Genomic DNA, 26,331 nt, shown 5'->3' on the forward strand with positions numbered 1-26,331 from the left:
GTGGGCGCCGGCGGGCCCGCGGCGCGCGGGTCGTACGGGTGTCCGTACGTGCGCGCCGCGGGCGTCGGCATTCCGACCCTAGGGGAGGAACCGGCCGTTTTCCTGGCGAGGGCCCCTCGGCGGTTACGCCTTGCTCAGCCAGGCGGTGGCGTTGAGGGCGAGGGCGGCGTCGGTGCCGGCCGGGTCGTCCCAGCCGTTGAAGAGGGTGTTGCCGGACTGGCCGGTGCCGTCGTCGATCGGGGAGCTGTCGCCCCAGATGGCGACCCGGCCGGAGCCGAAGGTGCTGGTGACGAAGAAGGCGCCGGTGTTGCCGCTGTAGCCGGTCCGGTAGACCAGGCCCTTGACCGAGGGGTTGTCGGCGGGCTTCAGGGTGAAGGTGGTGCCGTTGCGCAGGATGGAGCCGGTGACGGTGCCGAAGGAGCCGTTCAGGACGGGGTCGGTGGCGTCGTTGACCGCGCGCGGGTTGTCGGTGGTGATGTTGAGCAGGTCGACCGAGAAGCCGAAGGGGTCGTTGTTGTTGACCCCGTTGCTGGTCAGCAGGTCGTTGATGATCTTCGGCGAGTCCCAGCCGTCGTTGTTGCGGTCGCTGTTGTTGTGGTCGGAGATCAGGAAGAGTCCGCCGCCGTTCTGGACGAACTTCATGACCGCGGTCTTCTCGGCCGCGCTGAGTCGGATGTTGGGCTCCGGGACGACGAAGGTGTCGAAGTTGGCGAGGTCGAGCGCGCCGCCGGTGCCGTAGGTGATGGTGGAGCCGGCCGGGAGGGTCTTGAGGCTGTACTGGCCGGTCTTCTGGAGGGCGACGCCCCAGGCGGACAGCGCGCCGGTCCAGCTCTTCTCGGTGGTGGGGCTGGGGTTCTGGGCGAGCGGGTCGGGCTGGCTGGTGCTGATGATCCAGTCGGCGTTGCCGGCGGTCTCGGCCTTGCTGTTGTCGAACAGCACCCGGTGCGGGGTGGCGCTCACCGAGGTGGTCGTGGCGGCCGAGGCGGTCGTGGCCGGGGCGGCGGTGGCGGCCGGGGCGAGGGTGGTGAGACCGGCCGCGAGCAGCGCCGCGCCGGAGAGGGCCGCGACGGTTCGAATGCGGATCGTCATGTGCCGTTCCTCCGTGGGGAGTTGAGGTGTTCGGCGCCCGAGTTTTCGCGCGTAGAACGGGAGTATCCGCGCGTAGAGCGGCCGGAGAAAGGCCCGGGAGGTGACGAAGCCCTGTACGGATCGTGGGGATCTCGAGGTGGGCAGAAACCAGACCGTAATTGCGCATGACTTGCAACTGCGCGTGTCCAGGCGGAAAGATGGCCCAGCTCTGCCCGCTGCACCGACCGGCTCTGCCCGCTGCACCGACCGGCTCTGCCCGCTCCGCCGAAAGGACCCGATGATGACCGCCCCTCGCTGGCGCGACCGGCTCACCCGTGAGGAGTGGATCCGCCTGGCCGGAATGGGCGGGTTCATCCTCGCGCTGCACGTCGTCGGCTGGTTCACCCTGCTCGCGCTCGTCGCACCCGAGCACTACACCGTCGGCGGCCAGGTATTCGGCGCGGGCATGGGCCTGACCGCCTACACCCTCGGCATGCGGCACGCCTTCGACGCCGACCACATCGCCGCCATCGACAACACCACCCGCAAGCTGATGGGCCAGGGCAAGCGGCCGCTGTCGGTCGGCTTCTGGTTCTCGCTCGGGCACTCCTCGATCGTCTTCGGCCTCTGCGCGCTGCTGGCCTTCGGCATCCGCTCGCTGGCCGGCCAGGTGGAGTCCGACGACTCGACGCTGCACGAGATGACGGGCCTGATCGGCGTCACCGTCTCCGGCACCTTCCTGCTGCTCCTCGGCCTGATCAACCTGGGCGCCTTCAACGGCATCCTCAAGGTCTTCCGCAAGATGCGGGTGGGCGAGTACGACGAGGCCGAGCTGGAGCGCCAGCTGGAGCGGCGCGGGCTGATGAACCGCATCCTCGGCCGGGTGACCAGGGCCGTCACCAAGCCCTGGCACATGTACCCGGTGGGCCTGCTGTTCGGCCTGGGCTTCGACACCGCCACGGAGGTGTCCCTGCTGGTGCTGGCGGGCGGCGCGGCGGCATTCTCGCTGCCCTGGTACGCGCTGCTCACACTGCCGATCCTGTTCGCGGCCGGGATGAGCCTGCTGGACACCATCGACGGCTCGTTCATGAACTTCGCCTACGAGTGGGCCTTCTCCAAGCCGGTCCGCAAGATCTACTACAACCTGACCGTCACCGGGCTGTCGGTGCTGGTCGCGCTGGTCATCGGCTCGGTCGAGCTGATCGGCCTGCTCGGCGAGAAGCTGGACATCACCAGCGGGCCGATCGCCTGGATCGGCTCGCTGGACCTCAACTTCGTCGGCTACGCGATCGTCGGGCTGTTCGTGCTCACCTGGGCGGCGGCGATCGCCTACTGGAAGTTCGGCAACGTCGAGGAGAAGTGGTCGGCCGGGCTGGCCGCCGCCTCGGCCGAGTCCGACTGACGCACAAGCCGAGCAGCGCACGGGTGAAGCAACGCGCGGCCCGAACCGAGGGGCCGGTGACCGGGGTCTGGTCACCGGCCCCTCGGGGCTTTCCGGGAGCGGGACGGGTCCTGGGGACGGGTCCTACCGCAGCGCGGCGAGCACCGCGTCCGCCATCACCTTCTCGCCGGTCGCGTTCGGGTGGAACGGCACGGCGGGCGAGCCGGGCAGCGCGCCCTCGATCCAGCGGTCGTCCGAGCAGACGTCGTGTCCGAGGGTCGGCGTGGCGGTGTCGACGTAGGTCGCGCCGCCCGCGGCCGCGGTGGCCCTGAGCGCGGCGTTCAGCTTGTCGAGCACGCCGTGCATGTACTCGACGTCGCCGGGGGTGACGGGCTGGCGCAGCACGCAGGACGAGCCGTCGGCGGGCAGCACGGACGGGTAACCGACCAGCAGTACCTTGGCCTTGGGGGCCTTGCTGTGGATGCGCTGGAGGGTGTCGGCGATCTGCGGGGCGATAGTGGTGGTGATCCGCTCGGCCAGGTCGTCGTTGCCGTACTGCCAGGACCACGTGCTCCAGTCCCAGTAACCGTGGTGGTACACGTCCTTGCACGGCGTTCCGAGCGGGTTGACGACGGCGCCGGCGATGCAGGTGGCGACCAGTTCGCCGAGTCCGAGGTCGCTGGCCGCGAGGTCGTTGCCGCCGATCCCGAGGGTGACCAGGTCGGTGTCGGGGGTCACCGCGCCCAGCTGGGGGTCGTTGACCTTGATGAACGCGTCGTACTGGGGTTGCGTCATCGCCTTGACCTTGGCGGCGGCGCAGGTCACGTCGGTGTACGCGCCGGCCTTGAGGGCGGCGGCGACCAGGTGGCCGTAGTTGTGGTCGGAGCGCAGGCAGAGGCCGGCCGACTGGCCGGGTACGCCGGCGCCGGCGGCGTAGGAGTCGCCGAGTGCCACGAGGTGCTTCGGGGCGGGCGTGGCGGCCTGGGCGCTGGTGGAGGTGAGTGCCAGGGCGGCGCCGAGGGCGACCGCGGCGAGCGCGGTGGAATTGCGGAGGTGCCGGGAATTCCGGGCAGGGCGGAGCACGGTTCCTCCTGGGGGAGAGAAACGACGGGTGGGGGTGGTGCCGAGCCGGGCCACAGCTACTCGCAGGTAAGTTACTGCCAGGTTTCGTGGGCGTCCATGGTTTGCGCAGAAATTGCCGAAATTCCGTCAGATGGAGTCGCGTGACATTTCGAATTTCGCTCCACCGTGTATCGGAGGTATTTCCGAAACGGTGTGGAGCGGAATTCATGCACGCGGTTGTCACCAACCGGTCGACCAATGGTTGACCGAACGTCACCGCAGGCCGCAGTATCGGGCGCACAGCGACGGCGGTGCCCCCACCCGCCGCCACCGCGAGCCGCGACGGAGGACTGCGCATGGCCCTGGACGCCGACGTCATCGTCATCGGAGCGGGACTCGCCGGCCTCGCCGCCACCGCCGAACTCGCCGACGCCGGACGGAAGGTGATCCTGCTCGACCAGGAACCGGCGGCCTCGCTCGGCGGACAGGCGCACTGGTCCTTCGGCGGCCTCTTCCTGGTCGACTCGCCCGAGCAGCGCCGGATGCGGATCCGCGACTCGCACGCCCTCGCCTGGCAGGACTGGCTCGGCACCGCCGGCTTCGACCGCCCCGAAGACGCCTGGCCCCGCCGCTGGGCCGAGGCCTACGTCGACTTCGCGGCGGGCGAGAAGCGGTCCTGGCTGCGCGGAATGGGCGTGCGGTTCTTCCCGGTGGTCGGCTGGGCCGAGCGCGGCGGCTTCCTCGCCGACGGGCCCGGCAACTCGGTGCCGCGCTTCCACATCACCTGGGGCACCGGCCCGGGACTGCTGGCGCCCTTCGTCCGCCGGGTCCGCGACGCCGCCGCGCGCGGACTGGTCGACCTGCGCTTCCGACACCGCGTCACCGGACTGACCGCCACCGCGGGCGCCGTCGACACCGTCACCGGCGAGGTGCTGGAGCCCAGCCCGGCCCCCCGCGGCGAGGCCAGCTCCCGCGAGGTCGCCGGACACTTCGAACTGCGCGCCCAAGCCGTCGTCGTCACCTCCGGCGGCATCGGCGGCAACCACGACCTGGTCCGCAAGGCCTGGCCCGCCCGGCTCGGCACCCCACCCGCCAGAATGCTCTCCGGCGTGCCCGCGCACGTCGACGGCCTGATGCTGGACATCGCCGGCGCCGCCGGGGCCAGCCTGATCAACGGCGACCGGATGTGGCACTACACCGAGGGCATCGAGAACTTCGATCCGATCTGGGCCCGCCACGGCATCCGGATCCTCCCCGGCCCGTCCTCGCTCTGGCTGGACGCGCGCGGCCGACGGCTGCCCGTCCCGCTGTTCCCCGGCTTCGACACCCTCGGGACACTCGAACACATCATGTCCACCGGGTACGAGTACACCTGGTTCGTGCTCAACCAGCGCATCATCGAGAAGGAGTTCACCCTCTCCGGCTCCGAACAGAACCCCGACCTGACCGGGAAATCCGTGCGCGGCGTGCTCGGCCGCACCCTGCCCGGCGCCCCCGGACCGGTCCGCGGCCACCTGCGGCACGGCCGGGACTTCGTCGTCGCCGGCAACCTCGCCGACCTCGCCCGGGGCATGAACGCCAAGACCCGCGAGCCGCTGATCGACCCCGACGAGCTGCGCCGCACCGTCGAGGACCGCGACCGGCAGCTGGCCAACCCCTTCGCCAAGGACCTCCAGGTCACCGCCATCCACGGCGCCCGCCGCTACCTCGGCGACAAGCTCGTCCGCACCGCCGCCCCGCACCGCGTCCTCGACCCCGACGCCGCCCCGCTGATCGCCGTCCGGCTCAACATCCTGACCCGCAAGTCGCTGGGCGGGCTCGAGACCGACCTGTCCTCGCGGGTGCTGCGGCCGGACGGGGAGGTGCTGCCGGGGCTGTACGCGGCGGGCGAGGCGGCGGGCTTCGGCGGCGGGGGCGTGCACGGCTACCGCTCGCTGGAGGGGACGTTCCTCGGCGGGTGCCTGTTCTCGGGCCGTACGGCGGGGCGGGCCGCGGCCCGGGCGGTGGGATGACGGACGCCGGGGCAGCGGGCGGTGGGGGGGCGGCTCGGCCCCGGGGATACAGTGCGGGTGCAGAGCGCGCCGCCGACCACGAGGGGTACCAGAACCGATGAGCCGCCGAGACCGCGACCGCGACGGCGCCCAGGGCCACGACCGGAAGCGGGGCGCCGGCTCCCCGGTGACCGTCACGGTCTGCCGCGGCTGCTGCTGCGGCACCGAGGCGAAGCACCCCGGCGTGGACCACGCGGGGCAGTACGAGCGGCTGCGGACGGCGGTGGGAGAAGCGGGCCGGGTCCGGGCCGTCAAGTGCCTGGACGTGTGCAGCCAGTCCAACGTGGTGGTGGTCGGCCCTTCCGGTGAGGGCCGGGCCGCGGGCGGGCGGCCGGTCTGGCTCGGCTTCGTGCTGATGGACGAGATGATCGACGACATAGCGACCTGGGTGCGCGCGGGCGGCCCCGGCCTCGCCGACCCGCCCGGTCTGCTCGACCTCCAGCTGATCTCGGTCTCCCGCCGGGTCCGTGAGGCCCTGCCGGAGTGACTTCGGGGTCGGAATCCTGATCGATTGTCAGATCGTCGGCCCCGGGGTGGTTCGGCGGCCCGCACCACTACCATGACCGGTGGCGTCGAGCCGTTCCGCGCGAGGGAGGAAGACGATGACGACGGTCTGTCGGATCTGCGCGGGCACCGGCCGGACCGCCGGCCTCAGCTGCCGGACCTGCCAGGGCACCGGCACCACCGAGGTGGGCGGCGGGGGCGGCAACTGCTTCCTGTGTGACGGCACCGGGGAGTACGTGCGTTACCGGGTGGACGCGACCGGCGCCAAGCACGCCTACCGGGACGAGATCTGCCGCACCTGCGACGGCACCGGCAACCGGACCGCCACGCAGTGGGACGAACCCTCCTGACCCTCCGGCACGTTCCCCCCTCGTCGTGGTATCCGTCGACATCCGCTCAGGTGGCGTCGCCGGTGGCGGTCATGATCCGGCGTCGGATCGACGCGGACATGCCCTTTACCGAACCATGGTCGAACATTGGCGTTCGAATGGGGGGCACGCTGCGACCCGTTCACCGCGCGTCCGCGTGCGATCCACGCGCCGCTGACAGAGTCCCGCGCATGGATATCCCCAACATGGGCGTGCCGGCCAAGCTTGCCGACCGCATGAGCACGGCCGAGCAGCACGAGTACCTGCGGGCCCGCTTCTCCCGCCGCCGGATGCTGCGTGCCGGTGCCGTGACCGTCGGCGCCGTCGCCGTCGGCGGCGCCCTGGGCGGCGGCACCGCCTTCGCGGCGCCGGCCGGCCCGCAGCTGCTGACGGGCGGCACGACGGACGGGATCGACGGTTCGCTGGTCGCGCCGGTCGGTCGCCACCTCCAGTTCGGCCCCGAGCCGGACACCCAGTTCCGGGTCTCCTGGCAGGTCCCGGCGCCGGTCAAGAAGCCGTTCCTGCGCTTCGGCAAGACCCCCTGGGAGCTCAGCCACAAGGTGCAGGCCGAGGTCCGCGCCCTGCACACCCCGGCGCTGACCCCCGGCAGCCAGCCGGTGGACCAGTACTACCTGCACGTGGCGCTGGAGGACCTGCACCCCGACACCACGTACTACTACGGTGTCGGCCACGAGGGCTTCGACCCCGCCTCGCAGCAGCAGATCTCCACCCTGCACACCTTCCGCACCGCGCCCTCCCGCGACCACCGCTGGGGCAAGGTGTACGAGCCGTTCACCTTCACCGCCTTCGGCGACCAGGGCGTCAGCTCGCACGCGGCGGGCAACGACCACATCATCAAGGCCCAGAAGCCGGCCTTCCACCTGCACGCCGGCGACATCTGCTACGCCGACCCGGCCGGTTCCGGCACCGACCCGGACAAGTCCGTCTACAACGCGAAGACCTGGGACGACTTCCTGGTCCAGACCGAGACGGTCGCCGCCGAGATCCCGTGGATGGTCGCCTACGGCAACCACGACGTCGAGGCCTGGTACTCGCCCAACGGCTACGGCGGCGAGAACACCCGCTTCTTCCTGCCGAACAACGGCCCGGACCCGCGCACCGTGCCCGGCGTCTACACCTTCCGCTACAAGAACGTCGGCGTCATCTCCCTGGACGCCAACGACGTCTCCTACGAGATCCCGGCCAACCTGGGCCTCTCGGCGGGCAAGCAGACCAAGTGGCTGGAGCGCACCCTCAAGGACCTGCGCAACGACGAGACCATCGACTTCGTCGTGGTCTTCTTCCACCACTGCGCCTTCTCCACCACCGTCGCGCACGCCTCCGAGGGCGGCGTCCGCGAGGCCTGGGTGCCGCTGTTCGAGAAGTACCGGGTGGACCTGGTCATCAACGGCCACAACCACATCTACGAGCGCACCGACGCCATCCTGGGCAACAAGGTCTCGAAGCAGGTGCCGAGCGGCGCCACCATCGAGCCCGAGAAGGACGGTGTGGTCTACGTGACCGCGGGCGCGGCCGGCCGCAGCCTGTACAAGTTCGACGTGCCGGACACCTACGAGGGGCACGAGAACCACCGGGACGAGGTCGCCACCTACTACTGGGGCAAGGGCCGGGTGAAGACCCCCGAGACCATCCAGTGGTCGCGGGTGCGCTACACCGGCTACTCCTTCATCAAGGTCGACGTCACCCCGGCGCACCTGGGTCAGAAGTCGGTCATGAAGGTCACCGCGCTGGCCGAGGACGGCACGCAGATCGACAACTACTCGATCCTGCGCAAGGTCGGCGAGGGCTGGGACTCCGGCCGCGACGACGACGGCGAGGGCGGCGGCTGGGGCTGGTAGTCCCGGGCGGTCGTGACGGTGCCCCGGGGTCGGAACTCCGACCCCGGGGCACCGGCGTCGGCTCTCCGGTGCTCAGCGCCGGGGGCCGTACATGATGACGGCGACCCCGGCCAGGCAGATCAGCGCGCCCACCACGTCGTAGCGGGTCGGCCGGAAGCCGTCCACGGCCACGCCCCACAGCAGTGAGCCGGCCACGAACACCCCGCCGTACGCGGCCAGCACCCGGCCGAAGGCGCTGTCCGGCTGCAGCGCCGCGACGAAGCCGTACGCGCCGAGCGCCACCACTCCCAACCCGGCCAGCCACCAGGGCCGTTGCTCGCGCACGCTCTGCCAGACCAGCCAGCAGCCGCCGATCTCGGCGAGCGCGGCGAGGACGAACAGGGCGACGGAGCGCAGGACGGTCATGACCGGTGAGCGTACGTGCTGTCAGCCCTGCCGGTACGTCGCCAGGAAGCGGCCGATCCGGTTGACGGCGGTCTCCAGGTCGTCGGCGCGGGGCAGGGTGACGAAGCGGAAGTGGTCCGGGCGGGGCCAGTTGAAGCCGGTGCCCTGGACGACGTGGATCTTCTCGCGCAGCAGCAGGTCCAGCACGAACTGCTCGTCGTCGACGATCCGGTGCACCGCCGGGTCCAGCTTGGCGAAGGCGTACAGGGCGCCCTTGGGCTTGACGCAGCTGACGCCGGGGATCTCGTTGAGCGCCTTGACCGCGATGTCGCGCTGCTCGGTGAGCCGGCCGCCGGGCAGCACCAGGTCGTTGATGGACTGGTGGCCGCCGAGCGCGGCCTGGACGGCGTACTGGGCGGGCACGTTGGGGCACAGCCGCATGCCGGAGAGCATGGTGAGGCCCTCCAGGTAGTCGGTGGCGTGCTGCTTGGGCCCGGAGACGACCAGCCAGCCGCTGCGGAAGCCGGCCACCCGGTAGGACTTGGAGAGGCCGTTGAAGGTGAGGGTGAGCACGTCGTCGGCGAGGGCGGCGAGGCAGTGGTGCTCGGTGCCGTCGTAGAGGATCTTGTCGTAGATCTCGTCGGCCAGGACCATCAGCTGGTGGCGGCGGGCCAGGTCGAGGATGCCCTCCAGCAGTTCCTTCGGGTAGACCGCGCCGGTGGGGTTGTTGGGGTTGATGACGACGATCGCCTTGGTGCGGGGGGTGATCTTGGCGGCGATGTCGTCCAGGTCCGGGTACCACTCGGCCTCTTCGTCGCACAGGTAGTGCACGGCCTTGCCGCCGGCCAGTCGGACCACGGCGGTCCAGAGCGGGTAGTCGGGCATCGGCACGAGCACCTCGTCGCCGTCGTCCACCAGCGCGGTGACGGACATCTGGATCAGCTCGGAGGCGCCGTTGCCGAGGTAGACGTCGTTGACGGTGACGCCCTGGACCCCGCGCTGCTGGTAGTACTGCACCACGGCGCGGCGGGCCGGCAGGATGCCGCGCGAGTCGCTGTAGCCGTGCGCCTTGGGCAGGTTGCGGATGATGTCCTGGATGATCTCCTCGGGCGCCTCGAAGCCGAACGGTGCCGGGTTGCCGGTGTTCAGCCGGAGGACGGTGTGCCCGGCCTCCTCCAGGGCGTTGGCCTGGTCGACCACCGGGCCCCGGATCTCGTAGCACACGTCATTCAGCTTGCTGGACTGTCGAAACTCCACCTGCGGCCTCCCGACCGTCACCACCGCTCCGTTGCTTCTGCTTTGTTCTACCAAGTTGGCACTTGGAAAGTCCAACCTTTTGGCTATGCTGATCCACATGTCACGCCGAAGCTACGACCAGTACTGCGCCGTCGCCCGCGCCCTGGACGCGGTGGGGGAACGCTGGAGCCTCCTGATCGTCCGTGAACTCCTCGGCGGCCCCCGCCGCTACACCGACCTGCACGCCGACCTGCCCGGAGTCTCCACCGACATCCTGGCCGCCCGGCTCAAGCAACTGGAGGGCGAGGGGCTGGCCACGCGGCGGCGACTGGAACGACCGGCCAACGCGACGGTCTACGAGCTGACCGAGCGCGGGCGCGAACTGCGGCCGGTCATCGAGGCACTGGGGGAGTGGGGCCTGACCGCCCTCGGCGAGCAGCGGCCCACCGACGCCGTGCGCGAGCACTGGTTCACGCCCCGCAAGGCGGGGGACGAGGCGGCGGCGGTCGCGGGCTGACGACCCGGCGAGGCGAGGCGCGGCGAGGCGGTCCGGGCGGGGCGGTCCGGGGAGGTGTGGTGCGGGGGGTGCGGGGCGGCGGCAAGGCCCCCGTCGCCGGCCGCCGCCCCGTGGCCCCAGGGTGGCGCGGGCCGATAAACGAACGCTCGACGCGCGATGAGCGCCGAGGTCAGGGACCTCCCCGCAGGGCCCTGACGCGGGACCTCCCCGCAGGGCCGCGCAGGCGCACACGTACGATCGTCGGACCGCGAAGCCGTCCCAGGAGAGCGGAGGCCAGCCCGTGCCCACCCCCTATCGCAGCTACGTCGACTACGTCGCCCTCGGTGACTCCTTCACCGAAGGCATGTGCGACGACCTGCTGCCCGACGGCCACTACCGCGGCTGGGCCGACCGGGTCGCCTCGGCACTGGCGGCGGAGCACACCGACGGCCACTTCCGCTACGCCAACCTCGCCGTCCGCGGCAAGCTCATCGGCCAGATCCACGACGAGCAGCTCGCCCCGGCCGCCGCCATGGGCGCCGACCTGGTCACCCTGGCCGGCGGCCTCAACGACGTGCTGCGCCCCGGCTGCGACATCGACCGGGTCGAACGGCTGCTCGGCGACTGCGCCCGCGAACTGCGGGCCACCGGCGCCACCGTCGTCCTGTTCACCAGCACCGACCCCACCCGCAGGATGGCGGGCGGCGCCCGGTTGCTGCCCACCATCCTGCGGATGAAGGCCTTCGTGCAGGAACTCGGCCGGCAGGACGGCTTCGCCGTGGTCGACCTCTTCTCCGCGCCCTGCTTCGACGACCGCCGCATGTGGGCCGAGGACCGGCTGCACCTCTCGCCGGAAGGCCACCGGCGGGTCGCCGAGGGCGTGCTGGAGGCGCTCGGCCGCCCCGCCTCCTTCGACTGGCGCGCCCCGCTGCCCGTCGCCGCCCCGCCCGGCCGCGCCGAGCGCCTGCGCGCCGACGCCCGCTGGCTGCGCACCCACCTTGGCCCGTGGATCGGCCGCCGCCTGACCGGCCGCTCCTCCGGCGACGGCCGCCCGCCGAAGCGGGCCGAGCTGCTGCCGTACTCGTAGCGGCTGCCTTCAAGCTCCCGCCTGCGGGGCGAGTTCGAAGGCAGCCCCTAGGCCGCAGCCGGCTTCGGCTCCAGGACCAGGCTCGCCATCGGGGCGTGGGTGGTCCAGCCGAGCGCGGTGTAGAGCGCCTGTCCCTCCGGGGTGCCGACCAGTACGCCGGTGCGCGCGCCCCGCTCGTACGCGGCGGACTGCAGCGTCCGCATCACGAGGGCGCCCAGGCCCCGGCGGCGGAACTCGGGCACCGTGGTGATCTGGTCGGGGACGGCCACCGGGCCGGCCAGGCCCGCCTGGCCGCGGGCCGCCGGATGCCCGGCCTCGGTGCGCACCAGCGTCCGGAGCACTCCGCCGCGCTCCCAGATGGTCACGGTGTGGCCGGCCGGGGGCTCGGGCCGCTCGGGGGCGAGCGGGACGCTCATCAGGAAGCCCGGCGCGTCCAGCCGCCACTGCGGGCCCAGCCAGGGGCGCACGGTGTCGCCCTCGGCGAACAGCTTCAGCCAGGTGGTCGGCGCGGTGGTGGCCTCGGCGATCTTGCGGACCTCGGCCTCGGTCGGCTCGGGCAGCACGTGCCGGCCCACCTCCCCGACCGGCGCGCCGACGTCGATGCTCCAGCCCCAGGGCTGGTCCACCGGCTCGGCGGAGCCGCGCGAGACGGCCCAGCCCGAGATCCACATCCGGACCAGTTCCCTGATGCCCGGCTCCGTCATGATGCCCACCCTTTGCATGTAATAGTCACTTGTGCAGTTCATACCTTACAGGCGGTTCGGGTGGTCTGCCCAGTAGGATTTCGGGGTTCACGGCGCCGCACCGGCGCCCAGTTGGAAGGACCCCGGAACGTGCGCGAGACCCAGCCGCCGCAGGACCCCACGGCGGCCGCGCCGACCCCGCTCCAGTCCGACTGCGGCAGCTGCTTCGGGCTCTGCTGCGCCGCCCTGCCGTTCACCGCCGGCACCGACTTCGCCATGAACAAGTCCGCCGGCACCCCCTGCCGCAACCTGCAGACCGACTTCAGCTGCGGCATCCACGCGCGGCTGCGCGAGAGCGGCTTCCCGGGCTGCACCGTCTACGACTGCTTCGGCGCCGGGCAGCGGGTCTCCCAGGTGACCTTCGGCGGCCGCAGCTGGCGCGAGGAGCCGGACAGCGCCGGGCCGATGTTCGAGGTCTTCCCGATCGTGCGGCAGCTGCACGAACTCCTCCAGTACCTCACCGAGGCGCTCACCTTCGAGCCCGCCCGCCCCCTCCATGCCGAGCTGCGACAGGCCCTGGAAGAGACCGACCGGCTGGCCGGCGGCACCCCCGAGGAGATCCTCGCCGTCGACGTCCCGGCCCACCGGCAGCGTGTCAGCGAGCTCCTGCTGCGCGCCGGCGAACTCGTCCGCGCCGCCGTCCCGCGCCGCCGCGAACACCGCGGCGGCGACTTCTTCGGCGCCCGCCTGCGCGGCGCCGACCTGCGGGGCGCCAACCTGCGCGGGGCGCTCCTGGTGGCCGCCGACCTCGCCGGCGCCGACCTGCGGCTCGCCGACCTGATCGGCGCCGACCTGCGCGACACCAACCTGGCCGGAGCCGACCTCAGTACGGCCCTCTTCCTCACCCAGGCCCAGCTCCACGCCGCCCGCGGCGACGCCGCCACCCGCCTCCCGGCCGGCCTCACCCGCCCCGCCCACTGGCCCACCACGGCGCTGCCGGTGGCGGCCCCGGCGGCCAAGCCCCGGTCCCGGTCCGGTGCCGGGTCCGGGTCCGGGTCCGAGGCCGGTTCCGGTTCCGGTTCCGGCAGGTCCGGCGGCCGGCCGGCCCGGGGGCGTCGCCACTAGAGCGGCCCAGGGGCTACTGGCCCACCCGGCCGTCGACGCACTCGCGCAGCAGGTCGGCGTGCCCGCAGTGCCGGGCGTACTCCTCGACCCGGTGCAGCAGCACCTCCCGGATCGCGATCCCGCCCTTCCCGACCCGCTCGCCCAGGTCGGCGTACCCCGCCAGCGCGGCGTCCGTCGCGGCCTGCTCGCGTTCGAGGTCCCGGAACGAGGCCTCCACCACGGCCTGTTCGGCCACCGCCCCCTCGAAGTCGGCGTCCCGCGTGCCGTAGAGCTTGGGCAGCGGCTCGTCCTCGGTGAGCCAGTTGCGCCAGTCCCGCTCGACCTCGGCCAGGTGCCGGACCAGCCCGAGCAGGGACATCGTCGACGGCGGGACCGAGCGGCGGGCCAGCTGTTCGGCGTCCAGGCCCTCGCACTTCATCCGCAGGGTCAGCCGGTAGTTCGTCAGGTAGTCCTCCAGCGTCCCGAGTTCGCCGTCGGGGCTGGGGCCTTCGCTGTTGCGGGGGTCGGCGTCCGGGTCGGCCCACATGTCGGGGTAGACGGTCGCCTCGGTCCATCGCGCGGGTTGCTCGGTCATACCGTGCATGGTTGTCGCAACCGCCCCTGCCCGCCACCGAGTTATCGCCGCGGGCGCACGGGAAGTCGGCCGGTCCGACTTCCCGTGCGGGCAACGGCGCGGCTCAGTCGGTGAGCAGGCGGGCGCGCAGATCGGCGACCCGGTCACGGTCGATGCCGAGGGTGCCGGTGAGGTAGCCGTCGACGGAGCCGTAGCGGGCGGCGAGGTCGGCGAGGGTGAGGCGGATGACGGTCTCCGGGGCGCGGCCGTAGCCGGGCCAGCGCAGGACGCGGTCGGGGTGGGCGGCGTGCCAGTCGGCGACGAAGTGCGGGGTGGCGAGCTCGGTGAGGGCGAAGTCGGCGGCGATGTCGTCCTCGGCGACGCCCAGCAGGGTGAGCAGCAGGGCGGCGATGAGCCCGGTGCGGTCCTTGCCGGAGGCGCAGTGGAAGACGACCGGGGCGTCGGCGGCCGCGATCACGTCCAGGACCTGGCGGATCTCCTTCACCCCGTCCTCGGCGACCTCGGCGAAGCGGTCGGCGAGGTAGCGCCAGGGGTCGAGCTCCGGGTCGATCTCGGCCTGGTCGTAGGGGCGGTGCTCGATCGACAGGTTGTGGTATTCCAGTCCGTCGACGTCGGGCACCCGGCCCTTGGCGGCGATCTCCCAGGGGTAGCGGAGGTCGATCACGGTCCGGACGCCGAGGGCCCGGAGCTTGTCGAGGTCGGCGGGCGAGGTGAGCTTGCCGAGCGAGTCGGAGCGGTAGAGCAGGCCCCACCGTACGGACCGTCCTCCGGCGGCCGGATAGCCCCCCAGGTCGCGGAAGTTGTGCAGGGCATCGAAGGTGTGGTGACGCGTCGTCATGCGCGGCACTCTAGGACAGGCCGCTAGCCGGCGGCGGGCCGGCCGTAGCCGTGGGCGAGGAGGTCGAAGGCGCGGGTGGCGTCGCCGGCGGCCTCGGCGTGCAGGTCGTCGGGGGTGCGGCCGTCCTGGATGCGGCGCCAGTTGTGCAGGGCGAGGACGCGCTGGGTGGCGGTGACCTGGGCGGCGAGCAGTGCGGCGGTGAGCTCGCGGGGCTCGGGGAGGTCGGGGGCCTCGCGCAGGGCGTCGGCCAGGGACCGTTCGGCGCGGGCCACGTACTCGCCGACCCGGGCGGCCAGGCTCGGGGTGCCGTAGACGAGGGCGGTGAAGGCGAGGACGGCGGGGTGGTCGTTGAGACCGGTGACGGGGTCGCGCCGGGTCAGGCCGGTCAGGAAGTCCCGGAGCAGGGCGTCGAGCACCGGTTCGCCGGCGAGCCGGTTGCGGACGACCTCGGCGGCCTGTTCCTGGTGGTCGGCGAAGCGGTGGACGACCAGGTCCTCCTTGCTGGGGAAGTAGGAGAACAGGGTCGGCTTGGAGACCTCGGCGGCCGCCGCGACCTCCGCCACCGACACCTGGTCGAAGCCGTGCTCCAGGAAGAGCGCGATGGCCGCCTCGGAGATGGCCCGCCGGGTCTGCTCCTTCTTGCGCTCACGCAGTCCGCTCATGCCGTCAGGCTAGCAGAAACCTTGACTCGGGAAGGGTTTTGACCCGGTCGCCCTGTCGGCGCGGCGCCGTCAGGAGTTGATCGACTCCAGGATCCGGCGGATCGACTCCACCACCGGGGCGCCCGCCGTCACCAGGGAGGCGACGCCGGAGATGTTCCGCAGCGCGCGGCGCAGGACGGACGGCGGCGTGCCGGTGCCGTCGCCGATGGCCTCCAGTGACTCGTCCAGCACCTCGCGGTCCTCCGCCGGGACCTGCCCGCGCAACGCGTGCACGGCGGCGACGAGTTCGCGCATCGCCGCCCGGGGGTCGGCCGGGGCCTGGTGCTTGACGATGCCGATGTTGTGGTCGCCGTGCTGGGTGACGGAGTCGCCGAAGTGGATGTCGCCGCTCATCGGCCGACCTGCTTCCCTGTGTTGTGGTTGCCGTACTGGTTGATCCGGTCTCCGATGTGGACGTTCTCCACCTGGAGGGCGAACTCGGCCTGGGGGTTGTCGATCGCGTCCATGATCATCTGGATCAGGTCGCCGATCTGCCGCGGGTCGTGGCTCACCACCGCGGTGGTCGAGGAGTTGGAGGTCTCGATGACCAGCTTGTACAGCGCCCGCTGGCGCAGCCTGGCGACCAGACGGTAGACGATGAAGACCAGACCGACGAGCACCAGCAAGCCGGGGACGACCGCCGCCTGCGACTTCTCGAGGGAGTTCTGGACGAGCGCGCCGAGGGTGGCGGTGGCGAACACCAGCGCGAACAGCTGCCGGACGAACCGGATGATCGTCCGCGAGCGCTTGGGCGGCCACCAGACCAGCTGCCGCGCCCGGGCGATGTGCTGCAGCGGGTACGCGTCGCCACCGATCCACAGCACCCGCCGGCTCACACTGACGTCGATCACGTTCCGTGTCAAGTCCGTTCCCCCTGCCCCTAGTGGCACAGGAACCATAGCAACCGACGCCGACATCGTGACGTGGAGTCAAGAGGGCGGCTCAGGAGGAAGAGTCAGGAGGGCGGGTCAGGAGGGAAAGTCAGAAGGGCGGGTCAGGACGCCGCCCGACGGGCGGTGACTTCGATCTCGATCCGCATCCGGGGGTCGGCGAGCCCGCACACCTGCATCGTGGCGGCCGGGCGGACGTCGCCGAAGCAGCGGCGCAGGACCGGCCAGCAGGGCTCGAAGTCCGCGCGCTTGGGCAGCAGGTAGCGCACCCGGACCACGTCGGTGAAGCCGCAGCCCGCCTCGGCCAGCGCGGCCGCGATGTTGCGCAGGCACTGCTCGGCCTGCTCGACCACGTCCTCGGAGATGGTCATGGCCGTGTAGTCGAACCCGGTCGTCCCGGACACGTGGACCCAGTCGCCGTCCACCACGGCACGGGCGTAGCCGATCTGCTCCTCGAAGGTCGAACCGCTGAGGATCGCGCGTCGCTCTGTCATGCCGGGAACGCTAGGTGGGCTGCGGGGATACGTCCAACACTCCGAGCGGGATGATCTGATATCCCTGGAGGTATGGAGCGCCCCGAACTTCCCCTCCCACAGCTGCACGCCTTCGCCGTGCTCGCCGAGGAACTGCACTTCGGCCACGCCGCCGCCCGCCTCGGCATCGCCCAGCCGCCGCTGAGCCAGCAGATCCGGCGACTGGAGGAGAAGGTCGGCCACCCGCTGTTCCGGCGCGACCCCGGCGGCGTCGCCCTCACCCCGGCCGGCCGCGAACTCCTGCCCGCCGCACGGCGGGCCCTGACCGACCTCGCGGACGCGCTGGCCGCCGCCCGCGCCGTCGGCAGCGGCGAGGCCGGCCGGCTGCGGATCGGCTTCTCCGCCTCCCTCGCCCTGACCGTCCTGCCCGGCCTGCTGGACACCTTCCGGCAGCGCCGGCCCGCCGTGCACCTGGACGTGCGCGAGATGACCAGCGCGCCGCAGCTCGCCGCGCTGCACGACCGGAGCATCGACGTGGGGCTGCTGCGCGAACCGCCGACGGACGAGCCGGAGCTGCGCTTCCGGACGATCCTCACCGAGCCGTTCGTGGCCGTGCTGCCGGCGCACCATCCGCAGGCCCGCCGACGGACCGCCCGGCTCGCGGAGTTGGCGGACGAGCCGTTCGTGCTGCTGCCCCGGGAGGACGGGCCGCAGCTGTACGACCGGATCACCGGCCTGTGCGCCGGGGCGGGCTTCATCCCGCGGATCGGGCAGCACGCGGTGGAGTGGCAGACGGTGTGCGCGCTGGTCGGGGCCGGACTGGGCGTCTCGCTGGCCCCGGCGAGCATCCGGCGGATCCGCCTGCGGGGCGTCGCCTTCCGCCGCGTCGAGCCCGGCACCGCCCGCACCCGGGTCGCCGTCGCCTGGCGTGCCAACGACCCCAACCCCCTGGTGCGCCACCTGCTCGCGGCCGTCGACGAGGAGCAGCAGGCGGAGCCCTAGGCTCTAGACGCTGCGGTCGGCGAGCACCTCGCGGACGACGTGGCGGGCGTTGGCGGTCAGGGCTTGGTCGGTGTGCCGGTAGTACGGGATCGTCACCAGGGCGATCGAGAAGGCCCAGGCGCGGCCGCGGGCCCACATGGCGTCGTCGGCGCGCAGGGCGGCGCGGAAGGCGGGGCGGGCGGCGGCGGGCAGCAGGTTCCAGGCGGCGATCAGGTCGGCGGTCGGGTCGCCGACGCCCATCAGGGCGAAGTCGATGACCGCGGCGAGCCGGCCGGTCCGGGAGACCAGCAGGTTGCCGGGGGTGAGGTCGCCGTGCATCCAGACCGGCGGTCCGGCGTAGTCGGGCAGGCGCAGGGCCTTGTCCCACAGGGCGGTTGCGGCCGCGGTGTCGATGGAGCCGGCGAGCTGGGCGATGGCCGCGCGGGTCGCGCCGTCCCGGGAGGCGAGCGGGACGCTGCGGTGGCCGGCCGGGGCGTCGGTCGGGTTGACGGTGCGCAGGGCGTTGACGAAGCCGGCCAGGTCGCGGGCGAGCGCGTCGGGCGCGGCGAGGACGCCGACCGCGGGGTTGACGCCGTCGATCCAGTGCCGCACCGACCACTCCCACGGGTAGCCCGCAGCGGGCCGGCCGATCGCGAGCGGGGCGGGGACCGGCCGCGGCAGCCGTGGTGCCAGCCGGGGCAGCCACTGGTGCTCCCGGCGGACGTCTCCGGCCGCCCACTCCACCCGGGGCAGCCGGACGGCGAGTTCGGGCCCGAGGCGGAACATCGCGTTGTCCGTCCCGGCGGAGCCGACCGGCGTGATGGGAAGGCGCTCCCACTGCGGGAACTGGGCGGAGATCAGGCGTCTCACCAGGGCCGCGTCGACCACCGGCTCGTTGGGGTGCATCCGGGTGGCAGCGCACATGCCCGGCAGCGTACAGCTCCGGCCGTTTTCGTTCAGGCGTATTCCCGAAGTGTGCGGACTTATAGGCTGACGGCATGGTGATCAGTCAGCGGACGCCGGGAGAACGCCGGGCCCTGCACGCGGCCCTGGCCGTGCTGGCGCTGCTCGTCCTGCTCGGTGCGGTCGGGCAATACAGCGAGCGCCCGGGCGGCCTGCTGGTGCTGCGCGACTGGTTCGACCGGCCGCTGCTGCTGTGCACCGTCGCGCTGCCGCTGCTGCTGGTGGTGCTGTACTGCGTCACCTGGTCGGCCTGGATCCGGGTGGTCCTGGGCGTCGGCGTGCTGCTGACGGCCGCGGCGACGGTGCCGCTGTGGATCTTCCTCGACGACCCGCGGTCCACCGCGACGCGGCCGGCACCCGACCGCTCCGACCGGCGGATCGTCCGGCAGGAGGAGCCCGGGATGCTCAGCACCGCCCAGTGGGTCTTCGTCGACCAGGGCACCGGCCTGACCACCCGCCGCTGGCAGGTCGCCTACGCGGGCTTCCGGTACGGCGACGGGGTCGACGCCGCCTGGGACGGCCCGGACCGGATCAGGCTGACCTACGGCAGCCGGACGACGGTGATCGACCTCGCCGCCGACGGCCGGCCCGACGGCTCGCTCACACTGGAGTGACCCGCACCCCGACCGTGCCGCCCTTGCCGAAGCGCAGCACGTTCGCGGTCAGCGCGATCGCGCACAGCAGCCCGTACTTGCGCCGCAGCAGCTTGCGGTAGGCGGGCGCCCGGGCCGGGTCGAGCACGGCGGTGGCCGGGACCTGGGCGCCGAGCAGGTTGCCGCGGATGTCGCTCGGGCCGACCAGCACGTCGGAGCGGTTGCGCAGGCGCTTGACCTTGCCGGTCTTCGTCACGGTGGTGAAGACCAGCGCGTCGCCGTCCCGCGCGACCCAGACCGGGGTGGCGACCGGGGTGCCGTTCCTCCGGTAGGTGGTGAACAGCAGGTACTTGGCGGCGGCGAGCCGCTCCACCTCGGCGGCAGCGTCCAGAGTGTCCATGCCCGCCAGCCTAGGAAGCGGCAACTGGGCATCGCTTGAGCCTTCTTGGGGCCGCCGGCCGGGCACGCCACGCCCGGCCGCCCCGGGTACGGCCGGGCGTCGTCGTCGGCACCTGCCAGAATGCAGGGCGTAACGGCGAAAGCACTGAAGGAGAAGGTGACCGGCTTCGTGACCACGCCAGCCGAACAGGTGGCCCGCCAGGCCCAACAGGCGATCGAGCGCAAGATCGCCGAGGAACTGGGCGTCCGCGAGGGGCAGGTGAAGGCGGCCGTCGACTTGCTCGACGGCGGCTCGACCGTTCCCTTCGTGGCCCGCTACCGCAAGGAGGTCACCGGCTCCCTCGACGACGCCCAGCTGCGCAGCCTGGAGGAGCGGCTGCGCTACCTGCGCGAACTGGAGGAACGCCGGGCGGCCGTCCTGGAGTCGATCGAGTCCCAGGGCAAGCTGGACGACGCGCTGCGCGCCCGGGTGCTGGCCGCCGACTCCAAGGCCCGGCTGGAGGACATCTACCTGCCGTTCAAGCCGAAGCGGCGCACCAAGGCGCAGATCGCCCGCGAGGCGGGGCTGGAGCCGCTGGCCGACACCCTGCTCGCCGACCCCTCGCAGGATCCGACGGCGCTCGCCGGCGGGTACCTCAACGAGTCGGTGGCGGACGCCCCGGCGGCCCTGGAGGGCGCCCGGGCGATCCTGGTCGAGCGCTTCGGCGAGGACGCCGACCTGGTCGGCTCGCTGCGCGAGCGGATGTGGACCCGCGGCCGCGTGGTCGCCACGGTCCGCGCCGGCAAGGAGCAGGACGGCGCCAAGTTCGCCGACTACTTCGACTTCTCCGAGCCGTTCACCAAGCTCCCCTCGCACCGCATCCTGGCGATGCTGCGCGGCGAGAAGGAGGAGGTGCTCGACCTCGAACTCTCGCCCTACGACGGCGAGTCCGAGGGCGACCTGCCCGGCGAGAACGACTACGAGCAGCGGATCGCCGCCCGCTTCGGCATCGCCGACCGCGGCCGCCCGGCCGACAAGTGGCTCGGCGACACCGTCCGCTGGGCCTGGCGCACCCGGATCCTGGTGCGCCTCGGCATCGACCAGCGCGCCCGGCTGCGCGCCGAGGCCGAGGACGAGGCGGTGCGCGTCTTCGCCGCCAACCTGCGCGACCTGCTGCTCGCCGCCCCGGCCGGCACCCGCGCCACCATGGGCCTGGACCCGGGCTTCCGCACCGGTGTGAAGGTCGCCGTGGTGGACGCCACCGGCAAGGTCGTCGCGTACGACACGATCTACCCGCACCAGCCCGCCAACAAGTGGGACGCGGCCCTGCACACCCTGGCGGCGCTGGCGAAGAAGCACGACGTCGACCTGGTCGCGATCGGCAACGGCACCGCCTCCCGGGAGACCGACAAGCTCGCCGAGGACCTGATCAAGCGCCACCCCGAGCTGAACCTCACCAAGGCGATGGTCAGCGAGGCCGGCGCCTCGGTCTACTCGGCCTCCGCGTTCGCCTCGCAGGAGCTGCCGGAGCTGGACGTGTCGATCCGCGGCGCGGTCTCGATCGCCCGCCGTCTCCAGGACCCGCTGGCCGAACTGGTCAAGATCGACCCCAAGTCGATCGGCGTCGGCCAGTACCAGCACGACCTGAGCGAGGTGAAGCTCTCCCGCTCGCTGGACGCCGTGGTCGAGGACTGCGTCAACGCCGTCGGCGTGGACGTCAACACCGCCTCGGCGCCGCTGCTCACCCGGGTCTCCGGGATCACCGGCACGCTCGCCGACAACATCGTCGCCCACCGCGACGCCAACGGCCCGTTCCACACCCGCAAGCAGCTCAAGGACGTCGCCCGGCTCGGCCCCAAGGCCTTCGAGCAGTGCGCGGGCTTCCTGCGCATCCCCGGCGGCGAGGACCCGCTGGACGCCTCCAGCGTGCACCCCGAGGCCTACCCGGTGGTGCGCCGCATCCTCGCCGCGACCGGCGGGGAACTGCGCGAGCTGATCGGCAACGGCGCCGCGCTGCGGGCGCTGAAGCCCGGCGACTTCGCGGACGACACCTTCGGCGTCCCGACCGTCACCGACATCCTCGGCGAACTGGACAAGCCCGGCCGCGACCCGCGCCCGGCCTTCCGCACCGCGGTCTTCAAGGAGGGCGTCGACAAGATCGGCGACCTGGAGGTCGGCATGGTGCTGGAGGGCGTGGTCACCAATGTCGCCGCCTTCGGCGCCTTCGTGGACGTGGGCGTCCACCAGGACGGGCTGGTGCACGTCTCGGCGCTGTCCAGGAACTTCGTCAAGGACCCGCGCGAGGTGGTCAAGCCCGGCGACATCGTGAAGGTCCGGGTGCTCACGGTGGACGTGCCGCGCAAGCGGATCGGGCTCACCCTGCGGCTGGACGACGAGGTCGGGCGCGAGCGCGGCGACCGGGGCGGCGACCGCGGTGACCGTGCGGACCGGGGCGAGCGGCAGGCCCGTCCGCCGCGCCAGGAGCGGCGCGGCAGCGGGCAGGGCGGCCAGGGCGGCCAGGGCGGCCAGGGTAACCAGGGTGGTCAGGGCGGACGCGGTGGCCAGGACCGGCGCGGTGGCGGCCAGGGCGGTCAGGGTGGCGGCGGCGCGGCACCGGCCAACAGTGCCATGGCGGACGCGCTGCGCCGGGCCGGCCTGACCGGTGGCGGCGCCGGCGGCGCCGGCGGCGCGGGCGACCGGCGCTCCGGGCGGCGCTGAACCGGCGCTGACCGGCGCTCCGGGCGGCGCTGAACCGGCGCTGACCGGCACTCCGGGCGGCGCTGAACCGGTGCTGACCGGCCGGGTGAACGAAGGCGGGGCCGGTGGACGTTCGCGCGTCCACCGGCCCCGCCTTCGTGCCGGTCGCAGTGCCCGTCGCAGCGGTGCCGGTCAGACCAGGAGTTTGTCCTTGGCCTTCTGGTACTCCTCGTCGGAGATGGCGCCCTTCTCCTTGAGGGCCGCGAGTTTCGCCAGGTCGTCGACGTGGCTGCCGCCGCCGGCGGTCGGCTCCGTCCCGGCCGCGTCCCGGATGTAGGACTTGAACGCGGCTTCGGACCGTTGCGCCTGCTCGATGTCGCGTGTGCTCATCGATTGCCCGCGTGCGATCAGGTACGCGAGGATGCCGATCAGCGGCAGGAAGATCACCAGGACCAGCCAGCCGGCCTTGCCCCAGCCGCTGAGGTCGTGGCTGCGGAAGATGTCCGTGATGATCTTGAACAGCAGGAAGAACCAGAGGATCCAGAGGAACAGCTCCAGCATCGTCCAGAAGATGTTGAGCACCGGGTAGTCCACGGCCAGCGATGTGGTGTCCATGGATGAGTCATATCACCACAAAACGGACATCGTCGCCCGATGCTCCGCCGTTCCAGTGGTCTTCCCCGACCGCGGGAATACCTCGGCCGGGCGACGACCTCGGCCGGGCGACGGCCTCGGCCCGGTCAGGGCCGGCTCGGCCTCAGCCCCGTCCGGCCCGGCCCCGCAGTTCGACCGCCAGGCCGATCAGCTCGCCCCACCAGGCGTCGTGCCCGCTCAGCAGCAGCCGCTGCGCCTCGGCGACGGGGACCGTACGGACCTCGACCACCTGCTCGCCGTCCGCCGGGTTGGTCGGCGAGGACTCCAGCACGACCTCGCCCCAGCCCCACAGCCAGGCCTTCTCCGGGTGTGGCTGCCACGGCCGGTACGGCACCGGATCGTCGGTGCGGCAGCGGTGCGCGCCCAGCCAGCCCGGCTCGCCGAGCAGCCGGGCGCCCGCCTCCTCGCGCAGTTCGCGCTCCAGGCAGGAGGCGACGCTCTCGTCCTGCTCGCGGGTGCCGCCGGGCAGGAACCAGTGGTCCCGGTCGTCCCGGCAGAGCACCACCTCGCCGTCCGCGAAACCGACCAGGTGGATGTTGGTGACCAGTGAGTCCGGCGGCATCTCGATGGAGAACTGCGCGTCGTACCGTCCCCAGCTCCAGTGCTGCGGCGCGTGCAACGCCGGGAAGCGGGCGGCGAGTTCGGCGGCTCTGGCGGAGGTGTCGGTGCGGTCCGTGGTGTCGGTCATTCGGTGATCGTAGTGCCGGTCGGGAAACGGCGGGGAGCGGTCGGATGGACGAGGGCGATGTCGGACGTGGAGATGGCGCGCGGCCGGCGCGGGCGCAGCGTGTCGGTCGGTGCGCCGACCCAACTCCCCAGCGAGATCTCGGCGGTGATGCCCGGTCCGAAGCCGGCGATCAGTCCGGTGGTGCCCTCGGAAACGCCGCCGTCGTCGAACAGCCGGGCGAGGGCGTCGAAGACGACGGCGCTGGCGATGTTGCCGCGCTCGGTGAGCGTCGCGCGGCTGTAGCGGAAGGTGGCCGGCTCCAGGTTGAGGAAGCGGCACAGGTCGTCCAGGATGCGTGGGCCGCCGGCGTGCACGATGTAGAAGCCGAGCCCGGAGACGTCCCAGCCGTGCTCGCCGGCCAGGCCGCGCAGTGCGGGCGCGAGCATCTCCATCGTGCCGGGCACCCGCCGGTCCAGCTGGAAGTGGAAGCCGGTGTCCCTCACCCCGTACGAGATCCAGTCCTCGGTGCCCGGGACGAGGTGCGAGCCGTTGCGCTCGATCTGCACGCCGCGCCCGCCGTGCCCGCGCATCACCACGGCGGCCACCGCGTCCCCGAACAGGCCGTTGGAGAGCAGTGAGCCCACGCCGAGGTCGGTCGGCTGGTAGCAGAGCGAGCAGAACTCGCAGGCGACGATGAGCACGTTGGCGCCCGGGTAGGCGCGGCAGAAGTCGTGCGCGCGGTTGACGGCGGCGCCGCCGGCCGCGCAGCCGAGCTGGGCGATGGGCACCTGGCGGGTGTCGGAGCGGAAGCCCATGGTGTTGATCAGCCATGCGGTCATCGACGGCATCATGAAGCCGGTGCAGGACACGTAGACCATCAGGTCGATGTCCCGGGCGGTCAACTCGGCGTACTCGAGGGCGCGTTCGATCGCCTCGGGGACGCGGCGCTTGGCCTCGCGCTCGTACACCTCGTTGCGGACGGTGAAGCCCGGGTGGGTGAGGGTCCGCTCGATCGGCTGGACCAGGTGCCGGGTCCGCACCCCGGTGTTCTCGATCAGCCGCAGGGCCAGGCCGAGTTCGGGGTGGCCGGCGTGCAGGGTGCGGGCCAGGGCGAGGGTCTCGTCGAGGGTGATGACGTGCTCGGGTACGGCGATGGCGGGGCGGCAGAGTGTTGCCATGGGCGTGGGTCTCCCCTGGGGGCCTGCGGGCAGGCCGGTGGATGCCTGGAACGGTACGGGCGCGGCGGCGGTGGCGGGCGCGGCGGTGGCGGGCGGGGGAGCTGCTACCAGGCCACCGGCAGGGTGCGCGGGAACCGCCAGATCGAGCCGGAGTCCCAGTCGAGGTCGGCGGGTTCGGCGGCCAGCCGCAGGTCGGGGAAGCGCCGCAGCAGGGTGCCGATGGCGACCTGCAGCTCCATCCGGGCGAGGTGCGAGCCGAGGCAGTGGTGCTGGCCGTAGCCGAAGGCCATGTGGGTGGGCTCGCCGCGGTCGAGGTCCAGCTCGTCGGGGCGCTCGTAGACCGCCGGGTCTCGGTTGGCGGTCAGGTAGGAGACGTGCACCGCCTCGCCGGCCCGGATCAGCACCCCGCCCAGCTCGACGTCCTCGGTGGCGACCCGGGCGATGCCGACGCCCTGGCGGAACGGGATGAAGCGCAGCAGCTCCTCCAGGGCGCGCGGCAGCAGGTCGGGCTGGGCGCGGAGCTTGGCGAGCTGCTCGGGGTGGGTGAGCAGGGTGTAGGTGATGTTGCCGAGCTGGTAGGTGCTGGTGTCGTGGCCGGTGACCAGCAGGACCATCGCCATGACGGTCAGTTCGTCGGCGTCGAGCAGTTCGTCGCCGTCGCGGGCGGTGGCGAGGGCGCTGATCAGGTCCTCGCCGGGGTCGGCGCGGCGGGCGGCGGTCAGCTCGCTGAAGTAGCCGCGCAGGGCGGCCTTGGCGGCTTCCTGGCCGTCCCGGCTGGCCGGGCCCATCCGCATCATCGCGACGGCGTGGCCGCGGAGTTCGGCGCGGTCGGCTTCGGGGATGTCCAGCAGCTCGCAGATGGTGGTGAGCGGGAGCCGGGCGGCCAGGAAGTGCATCAGGTCGGCGGGGGAGCCGTGCTCCGCCATCTCGTCGTAATAGCCGTCGACGGTCCGCTGGGTGGCGGGGCGCATCCGCTCGACCTGGCGGTTGGTGAAGCCCTGGGCGACCAGTCGGCGGAGCCGGTTGTGGGCGGGCGGGTCCATCAGGTTGATCGCCTCGGACTGGGCGATCGGGGCGGGCGTCATCCGGGGCAGGTCGCGGCCGATGCCCGCGGCGCGGCTGAAGCGGCGGTCGGTGGTGACCACCCGGACGTCCTCGTAGCGGGTGGCCAGCCAGGCCTCGCCCTCGCCGTGCGGCAGCCGGATCCGGGCGATCGGGGCCTCGGTGAGCAGCCGCTTGAGGAGGGGGTCGAACTCCAGGCCGTCGGTGTGGTGGAAGGGGCAGTCCCACACGAGGGGAGTGGTGGTCACGGGCCTGTCCAATGGTCTTCGTCATGCCGGGTGATGCCGCCCGCGGTGGATCTTCCGTTCGGGCGCGGACATGCAGATGTTGCCCCATGAACTGGCAAAACGGGGGATTCGACGTGGAGTTAGCTCTAA

26 protein-coding genes and 2 pseudogenes are annotated in these 26,331 nt (G+C 72.4%); 11 read left to right on the forward strand and 17 right to left on the reverse strand.

Annotated elements, in window-relative coordinates; translation table 11 throughout:
- Positions 1 to 123: 123 nt before the first annotated feature.
- A complete protein-coding gene (locus ACZ52J_RS14145; RefSeq protein ID WP_465618591.1) occupies positions 124 to 1,089 on the reverse strand; it encodes a hydrolase in 966 nt (321 codons plus the stop codon).
- Positions 1,090 to 1,369: 280 nt separating this feature from the next.
- On the opposite strand from ACZ52J_RS14145, the gene nicT reads away from it, so the two are divergent.
- Positions 1,370 to 2,470 carry a Nickel transporter NicT gene (nicT, locus tag ACZ52J_RS14150; protein ID WP_360499302.1) on the forward strand — a complete coding sequence of 367 codons (1,101 nt, stop codon included), beginning with the start codon at positions 1,370 to 1,372 and terminating at the stop codon, positions 2,468 to 2,470.
- A gap of 123 nt (positions 2,471 to 2,593) precedes the next feature.
- On the opposite strand, the gene ACZ52J_RS14155 is transcribed toward nicT, so the two are convergent.
- Entirely contained in the window at positions 2,594 to 3,532 is a 939-nt protein-coding gene (locus ACZ52J_RS14155; protein ID WP_465618593.1) for an SGNH/GDSL hydrolase family protein, read from the reverse strand.
- Between the two features lie 335 nt (positions 3,533 to 3,867).
- Here ACZ52J_RS14155 and ACZ52J_RS14160 point away from each other — a divergent pair, with 335 nt between their 5' ends.
- The 4 genes from ACZ52J_RS14160 to ACZ52J_RS14175 all read left to right on the forward strand — a co-directional run bounded on the left by ACZ52J_RS14160 (position 3,868) and on the right by ACZ52J_RS14175 (position 8,293).
- Positions 3,868 to 5,523, forward strand: coding sequence for an FAD-binding dehydrogenase (locus tag ACZ52J_RS14160; RefSeq protein ID WP_465618595.1), 1,656 nt, complete (start codon positions 3,868 to 3,870; stop codon positions 5,521 to 5,523).
- 97 nt (positions 5,524 to 5,620) lie between these two features.
- Complete coding sequence (locus ACZ52J_RS14165) at positions 5,621 to 6,049, forward strand: (2Fe-2S) ferredoxin domain-containing protein (RefSeq protein WP_465618597.1); 429 nt, start codon at positions 5,621 to 5,623, stop codon at positions 6,047 to 6,049.
- A gap of 115 nt (positions 6,050 to 6,164) precedes the next feature.
- Positions 6,165 to 6,416 (forward strand): hypothetical protein, encoded by a 252-nt coding sequence (locus tag ACZ52J_RS14170; RefSeq protein WP_360499309.1) that lies wholly within the window; start codon positions 6,165 to 6,167, stop codon positions 6,414 to 6,416.
- A 209-nt stretch (positions 6,417 to 6,625) separates the two neighbouring features.
- On the forward strand, positions 6,626 to 8,293 hold the full coding sequence (locus tag ACZ52J_RS14175; RefSeq protein WP_360499311.1) for a purple acid phosphatase family protein: 1,668 nt from the start codon (positions 6,626 to 6,628) through the stop codon (positions 8,291 to 8,293).
- A 72-nt stretch (positions 8,294 to 8,365) separates the two neighbouring features.
- Here ACZ52J_RS14175 and ACZ52J_RS14180 read toward each other — a convergent pair whose 3' ends face one another.
- Both ACZ52J_RS14180 and ACZ52J_RS14185 read right to left on the reverse strand, forming a co-directional pair.
- On the reverse strand, positions 8,366 to 8,698 hold the full coding sequence (locus ACZ52J_RS14180; RefSeq protein WP_360499313.1) for a YnfA family protein: 333 nt from the start codon (positions 8,696 to 8,698) through the stop codon (positions 8,366 to 8,368).
- A gap of 21 nt (positions 8,699 to 8,719) precedes the next feature.
- Positions 8,720 to 9,934, reverse strand: coding sequence for a pyridoxal phosphate-dependent aminotransferase (locus ACZ52J_RS14185; RefSeq protein WP_360499315.1), 1,215 nt, complete (start codon positions 9,932 to 9,934; stop codon positions 8,720 to 8,722).
- 97 nt (positions 9,935 to 10,031) lie between these two features.
- Here ACZ52J_RS14185 and ACZ52J_RS14190 point away from each other — a divergent pair.
- Positions 10,032 to 10,385, forward strand: a pseudogene (locus ACZ52J_RS14190) (winged helix-turn-helix transcriptional regulator); the annotation flags it as partial.
- Positions 10,386 to 10,710: 325 nt separating this feature from the next.
- A complete protein-coding gene (locus tag ACZ52J_RS14195) occupies positions 10,711 to 11,496 on the forward strand; it encodes an SGNH/GDSL hydrolase family protein (RefSeq protein WP_465618600.1) in 786 nt (261 codons plus the stop codon).
- A gap of 47 nt (positions 11,497 to 11,543) precedes the next feature.
- Here the strand turns inward: ACZ52J_RS14195 and ACZ52J_RS14200 are convergent, their stop codons facing one another.
- Entirely contained in the window at positions 11,544 to 12,200 is a 657-nt protein-coding gene (locus ACZ52J_RS14200; RefSeq protein WP_465618602.1) for a GNAT family N-acetyltransferase, read from the reverse strand.
- Between the two features lie 129 nt (positions 12,201 to 12,329).
- Here ACZ52J_RS14200 and ACZ52J_RS14205 point away from each other — a divergent pair.
- Positions 12,330 to 13,160: pseudogene (locus ACZ52J_RS14205) on the forward strand (pentapeptide repeat-containing protein); the annotation flags it as partial.
- Between the two features lie 157 nt (positions 13,161 to 13,317).
- Here the strand turns inward: ACZ52J_RS14205 and ACZ52J_RS14210 are convergent.
- The 6 genes from ACZ52J_RS14210 to ACZ52J_RS14235 form a co-directional block, all read right to left on the reverse strand.
- Entirely contained in the window at positions 13,318 to 13,878 is a 561-nt protein-coding gene (locus ACZ52J_RS14210; RefSeq protein ID WP_465618604.1) for a DinB family protein, read from the reverse strand.
- A 103-nt stretch (positions 13,879 to 13,981) separates the two neighbouring features.
- Positions 13,982 to 14,716: a tyrosine-protein phosphatase gene (locus tag ACZ52J_RS14215; RefSeq protein WP_465618606.1), complete on the reverse strand. Its 735-nt coding sequence runs from the start codon at positions 14,714 to 14,716 to the stop codon at positions 13,982 to 13,984.
- Between the two features lie 23 nt (positions 14,717 to 14,739).
- A complete protein-coding gene (locus ACZ52J_RS14220; RefSeq protein ID WP_360499326.1) occupies positions 14,740 to 15,378 on the reverse strand; it encodes a TetR/AcrR family transcriptional regulator in 639 nt (212 codons plus the stop codon).
- 69 nt (positions 15,379 to 15,447) lie between these two features.
- Complete coding sequence (locus ACZ52J_RS14225) at positions 15,448 to 15,771, reverse strand: hypothetical protein (protein WP_465618608.1); 324 nt, start codon at positions 15,769 to 15,771, stop codon at positions 15,448 to 15,450.
- Positions 15,768 to 16,280, reverse strand: coding sequence for a DUF6232 family protein (locus tag ACZ52J_RS14230; protein WP_465618610.1), 513 nt, complete (start codon positions 16,278 to 16,280; stop codon positions 15,768 to 15,770). The genes ACZ52J_RS14225 and ACZ52J_RS14230 overlap by 4 nt, the downstream gene beginning before the upstream one ends.
- Positions 16,281 to 16,411: 131 nt before the next feature.
- A complete protein-coding gene (locus ACZ52J_RS14235; protein WP_465618612.1) occupies positions 16,412 to 16,801 on the reverse strand; it encodes a RidA family protein in 390 nt (129 codons plus the stop codon).
- Positions 16,802 to 16,873: 72 nt separating this feature from the next.
- Between ACZ52J_RS14235 and ACZ52J_RS14240 the strand changes: the two genes are divergently transcribed.
- On the forward strand, positions 16,874 to 17,782 hold the full coding sequence (locus tag ACZ52J_RS14240; RefSeq protein ID WP_465618614.1) for a LysR family transcriptional regulator: 909 nt from the start codon (positions 16,874 to 16,876) through the stop codon (positions 17,780 to 17,782).
- Between the two features lie 3 nt (positions 17,783 to 17,785).
- Here ACZ52J_RS14240 and ACZ52J_RS14245 read toward each other — a convergent pair whose 3' ends face one another.
- Positions 17,786 to 18,685, reverse strand: coding sequence for an aminoglycoside phosphotransferase family protein (locus tag ACZ52J_RS14245; protein WP_465618616.1), 900 nt, complete (start codon positions 18,683 to 18,685; stop codon positions 17,786 to 17,788).
- 74 nt (positions 18,686 to 18,759) lie between these two features.
- Here ACZ52J_RS14245 and ACZ52J_RS14250 point away from each other — a divergent pair, with 74 nt between their 5' ends.
- A complete protein-coding gene (locus ACZ52J_RS14250; protein ID WP_465618618.1) occupies positions 18,760 to 19,338 on the forward strand; it encodes a hypothetical protein in 579 nt (192 codons plus the stop codon).
- Here the strand turns inward: ACZ52J_RS14250 and ACZ52J_RS14255 are convergent.
- Entirely contained in the window at positions 19,325 to 19,717 is a 393-nt protein-coding gene (locus ACZ52J_RS14255; RefSeq protein ID WP_360499340.1) for a PPOX class F420-dependent oxidoreductase, read from the reverse strand. The two genes, ACZ52J_RS14250 and ACZ52J_RS14255, sit on opposite strands and share 14 nt — an antisense overlap.
- Before the next feature lie 168 nt (positions 19,718 to 19,885).
- Between ACZ52J_RS14255 and ACZ52J_RS14260 the strand changes: the two genes are divergently transcribed.
- Positions 19,886 to 22,414 carry a Tex family protein gene (locus ACZ52J_RS14260; RefSeq protein WP_465618621.1) on the forward strand — a complete coding sequence of 843 codons (2,529 nt, stop codon included), beginning with the start codon at positions 19,886 to 19,888 and terminating at the stop codon, positions 22,412 to 22,414.
- Positions 22,415 to 22,585: 171 nt separating this feature from the next.
- Here the strand turns inward: ACZ52J_RS14260 and ACZ52J_RS14265 are convergent, their stop codons facing one another.
- From ACZ52J_RS14265 to ACZ52J_RS14280, 4 genes are all read right to left on the reverse strand, one after another.
- A complete protein-coding gene (locus tag ACZ52J_RS14265; RefSeq protein WP_360499344.1) occupies positions 22,586 to 23,008 on the reverse strand; it encodes an SHOCT domain-containing protein in 423 nt (140 codons plus the stop codon).
- A 142-nt stretch (positions 23,009 to 23,150) separates the two neighbouring features.
- The gene (locus ACZ52J_RS14270; protein ID WP_360499346.1) at positions 23,151 to 23,735 is read right to left on the reverse strand and encodes an NUDIX hydrolase; all 585 of its coding nucleotides are present in this window, start codon (positions 23,733 to 23,735) and stop codon (positions 23,151 to 23,153) included.
- Positions 23,732 to 24,892: a type III polyketide synthase gene (locus ACZ52J_RS14275; RefSeq protein ID WP_360499348.1), complete on the reverse strand. Its 1,161-nt coding sequence runs from the start codon at positions 24,890 to 24,892 to the stop codon at positions 23,732 to 23,734. The genes ACZ52J_RS14270 and ACZ52J_RS14275 overlap by 4 nt, the downstream gene beginning before the upstream one ends.
- Before the next feature lie 104 nt (positions 24,893 to 24,996).
- Positions 24,997 to 26,202 carry a cytochrome P450 gene (locus ACZ52J_RS14280; RefSeq protein WP_465618624.1) on the reverse strand — a complete coding sequence of 402 codons (1,206 nt, stop codon included), beginning with the start codon at positions 26,200 to 26,202 and terminating at the stop codon, positions 24,997 to 24,999.
- Positions 26,203 to 26,331 lie beyond the last annotated feature (129 nt).

Source organism: Kitasatospora sp. NPDC034035 (assembly GCF_055575755.1).

Excerpts from the sequence above, each read along its gene's own strand:
- ACZ52J_RS14180 (WP_360499313.1), bottom strand. The coding sequence starts at position 8,698 with ATGACCGTCCTGCGCTCCGTCGCCCTGTTCGTCCTCGCCGCGCTCGCC.
- ACZ52J_RS14255 (WP_360499340.1), bottom strand. The coding sequence starts at position 19,717 with ATGGACACTCTGGACGCTGCCGCCGAGGTGGAGCGGCTCGCCGCCGCC.
- ACZ52J_RS14210 (WP_465618604.1), bottom strand. The coding sequence starts at position 13,878 with ATGACCGAGCAACCCGCGCGATGGACCGAGGCGACCGTCTACCCCGAC.
- ACZ52J_RS14145 (WP_465618591.1), bottom strand. The coding sequence starts at position 1,089 with ATGACGATCCGCATTCGAACCGTCGCGGCCCTCTCCGGCGCGGCGCTG.
- ACZ52J_RS14215 (WP_465618606.1), bottom strand. The coding sequence starts at position 14,716 with ATGACGACGCGTCACCACACCTTCGATGCCCTGCACAACTTCCGCGAC.
- ACZ52J_RS14200 (WP_465618602.1), bottom strand. The coding sequence starts at position 12,200 with ATGACGGAGCCGGGCATCAGGGAACTGGTCCGGATGTGGATCTCGGGC.
- ACZ52J_RS14265 (WP_360499344.1), bottom strand. The coding sequence starts at position 23,008 with ATGGACACCACATCGCTGGCCGTGGACTACCCGGTGCTCAACATCTTC.
- ACZ52J_RS14160 (WP_465618595.1), top strand. The coding sequence starts at position 3,868 with ATGGCCCTGGACGCCGACGTCATCGTCATCGGAGCGGGACTCGCCGGC.
- ACZ52J_RS14245 (WP_465618616.1), bottom strand. The coding sequence starts at position 18,685 with ATGTGCGCTGCCACCCGGATGCACCCCAACGAGCCGGTGGTCGACGCG.
- ACZ52J_RS14170 (WP_360499309.1), top strand. The coding sequence starts at position 6,165 with ATGACGACGGTCTGTCGGATCTGCGCGGGCACCGGCCGGACCGCCGGC.
- ACZ52J_RS14175 (WP_360499311.1), top strand. The coding sequence starts at position 6,626 with ATGGATATCCCCAACATGGGCGTGCCGGCCAAGCTTGCCGACCGCATG.
- nicT (WP_360499302.1), top strand. The coding sequence starts at position 1,370 with ATGACCGCCCCTCGCTGGCGCGACCGGCTCACCCGTGAGGAGTGGATC.
- ACZ52J_RS14250 (WP_465618618.1), top strand. The coding sequence starts at position 18,760 with ATGGTGATCAGTCAGCGGACGCCGGGAGAACGCCGGGCCCTGCACGCG.
- ACZ52J_RS14270 (WP_360499346.1), bottom strand. The coding sequence starts at position 23,735 with ATGACCGACACCACGGACCGCACCGACACCTCCGCCAGAGCCGCCGAA.
- ACZ52J_RS14240 (WP_465618614.1), top strand. The coding sequence starts at position 16,874 with ATGGAGCGCCCCGAACTTCCCCTCCCACAGCTGCACGCCTTCGCCGTG.
- ACZ52J_RS14220 (WP_360499326.1), bottom strand. The coding sequence starts at position 15,378 with ATGAGCGGACTGCGTGAGCGCAAGAAGGAGCAGACCCGGCGGGCCATC.
- ACZ52J_RS14275 (WP_360499348.1), bottom strand. The coding sequence starts at position 24,892 with ATGGCAACACTCTGCCGCCCCGCCATCGCCGTACCCGAGCACGTCATC.
- ACZ52J_RS14165 (WP_465618597.1), top strand. The coding sequence starts at position 5,621 with ATGAGCCGCCGAGACCGCGACCGCGACGGCGCCCAGGGCCACGACCGG.
- ACZ52J_RS14225 (WP_465618608.1), bottom strand. The coding sequence starts at position 15,771 with ATGAGCGGCGACATCCACTTCGGCGACTCCGTCACCCAGCACGGCGAC.
- ACZ52J_RS14235 (WP_465618612.1), bottom strand. The coding sequence starts at position 16,801 with ATGACAGAGCGACGCGCGATCCTCAGCGGTTCGACCTTCGAGGAGCAG.